The sequence below is a fragment of the Streptomyces sp. NPDC001153 genome (genome assembly GCF_053598315.1).
On the sequence record NZ_JBSFJZ010000125.1, the window covers coordinates 1 to 2,643 of the forward strand.

At 74.2% G+C, this 2,643-nt stretch carries 1 protein-coding gene; it reads right to left on the reverse strand.

Annotated elements, in window-relative coordinates; all coding sequences use genetic code 11:
* Nucleotides 1–2,643: type I polyketide synthase (locus ACWDEN_RS48015; RefSeq protein ID WP_450864451.1), on the reverse strand; the 2,643-nt coding region annotated here is incomplete at both ends.

The window sequence follows — 2,643 nt, forward strand, 5'->3', positions numbered from 1 at the left end:
CCGCGTCGAAGGCCTGCGCGAACACCGGGAACGCGTCGTACAGCTCCCGGCCCATCCCGACCCGCTGCGCCCCCTGACCCGTGAACAGGAACGCCAGCTTTCCGGTGGCCGCCTCGGCGATACCGCCGCCGTCGGTGATCGCGTCCAGCGCGCGGGCCAGGTCAGCCCGGTCGGCGCCGACCGCGACGGCGCGGTTCTCCAGCGTCGCGCGGGAGGTGACCAGGGCCCTGCCGACCGCCGTGAGGTCATCGTCCGGCACGCTCTCCAGGAACGCCCGGAGTCGTGTCGCCTGGGCGCGGACGGCCGCCGGGGTCCTGCCGGACAACGGCCAGGCGAGCACCGGAGCCTCGGCGGGCACGGGCTCGGGCCGCTCCTCCTGCGAAGCCTGCTCGATGATGACGTGGGCGTTGGTGCCGCTGATGCCGAACGAGGAGACGCCCGCCCGGCGCGGGTGACCGTTGTCCGGCCACGGCTTCGACTCGGTGAGCAGTTCCACCGCGCCCGCCTCCCAGTCGACCTGGGGCGACGGCTCGTCCACGTGCAGGGTCTTGGGCAGCACACCGTGCCGCATCGCCAGGACGGTCTTGATGATCCCGGCGACACCGGCGGCCGCCTGCGTGTGGCCGAGGTTCGACTTGATGGAGCCGAGGTGCAGGGGGCTCCCACCGGCCGGGCGCTGCTGCCCGTAGGTGGCGATGAGCGCCTGGGCCTCGATCGGGTCGCCCAGCGTCGTACCCGTGCCGTGGCCCTCGACGGTGTCCACCTCCGCGGGCGTCAGTCCCGCGGAGGCCAGCGCCTGCTCGATGACCCGCTGCTGGGACGGGCCGTTGGGCGCGGTCAGACCGTTGCTCGCACCGTCCTGGTTGACGGCCGAACCCTTGACGACAGCGAGCACCCGGTGGCCGTGGGCGCGGGCGTCGGACAGCCGCTCCAGGACGAGCATGCCGACGCCTTCGCCCCAGCCGGTGCCGTCGGCCGACGCGGCGAAGGACTTGCAGCGGCCGTCGGCGGCGAGCCCGCGCTGCCGGCTCATGTCGATGAACGTGTCCGGCGTCGACATCACGGTGACGCCGCCGGCCAGCGCCAGCGAGCACTCGCCGGCCCGCAGCGCCTGAACAGCCCAGTGCAGGGCGACCAGCGACGACGAGCAGGCGGTGTCCACCGTCACGGCCGGGCCCTCCAGACCCAGGACGTAGGCGACCCGGCCGGACACCACGCTGGCGAGGCTGCCGTTGCCCAGGTAGCCCGCGTATTCCTCGGCGACCCGGCCGCCGAGGCGGCTGCCCCAGTCGTGGTACATCACACCGGCGAAGACGCCGGTGTCGGTTCCGCGGACCGAGGTCGGGTCGATGCCGGCCCGCTCGAACGCCTCCCACGAGACCTCCAGCAGCAGCCGCTGCTGCGGGTCCATGGCCTGGGCCTCACGCGGGCTGACACCGAAGAACTCCGCGTCGAACTCGGCCGCGTCGTAGAGGAACCCGCCCTCGCGGGTGGAGCTCTTGCCCGAGACACCCGGCTCCGGGTCGTACAGTGCGCCGACGTCCCAGCCTCGGTCCTCGGGGAAGCGGGAGACGGCGTCGCGGCCCTCGGCCACCAGCTCCCACAGCTCCTCCGGTGAGGCGACCCCGCCCGGATAGCGGCAGCTCATGCCGACGATGACGACGGGGTCGTCGTCGGCGACGACGGTGACCGGCGCGGTCTCCCGTGCGGCGGGCTGCTCCTCCTGCGGGGCCAGCTTGCTCGCGATGTGCTCGGCGAGCGCCCGCGGGGTCGGGTAGTCGAAGACGAGGGTGGCGGTCAGGCGCAGCCCGGTCGCCGCGTTGAGCGCGTTGCGCAGTTCCACCGCGGCGAGCGAGTCGAAACCGCTCTCGCTGAAGGCGCGGCCCGGGTCGACCGCGTCCGCCCCGTCGTGGCCGAGTACCGACGCGACGTTGCTGCGGACCAGGTCCAGCAGGGCCTCGACGCGCTCCGGCCCGGACAGACCGGCCAGACGGCCGGCGAGCGAGTCCGCGACGGAGACCGCTCCGCCCGGTCCGGACGCGGCGGCGGCCGCGCGCCGTGTCACCCGGGCCGGCACCAGGGCCCGCAGCACGGCGGGGACGCCGTCGGCGCGCTCCCGCAGCGTGGCGCCGTCTATGCGCACGGGGACGACTGCCGGGGCGTCGCCGCGCAGCGCGGCGTCCAGCAGACGGAGGTTCTCGTCGGCCGACAGAGGTTCGAGACCCAGTTTCGCGATGCGCTGGAGCGCGGTCGCGTCCAGGGACGCACCCATGCCGACGTCACCCGTCCACAGACCCCAGGCCAGTGAGGTCGCGGCGAGGCCGGCGGCCCGGCGGTGGTGGGCGAGCGCGTCGAGGAAGACGTTGGCGGCGGCGTAGTTGGCCTGCCCGGCGTTGTCCAGGAACCCGGCCGTCGAGGAGAAGAGGACGAACGCCTTGAGGTCGAGGCCGCGTTGGACGCTGAGTTCGTGCAGGTGCCAGGCGGCGTCGGCCTTGGGGCGCAGGACGGTGTCGAGCCGGTCGGGGGTGAGGGAGGTGACGAGCGTGTCGTCGATGACGCCCGCGGTGTGGACGACGGCGCGGAGGGGGTGTTCGCGGGGGACGGTGTCGAGGAGGCGGGCGAGGGCGTCGCGGTCGGCGGCGT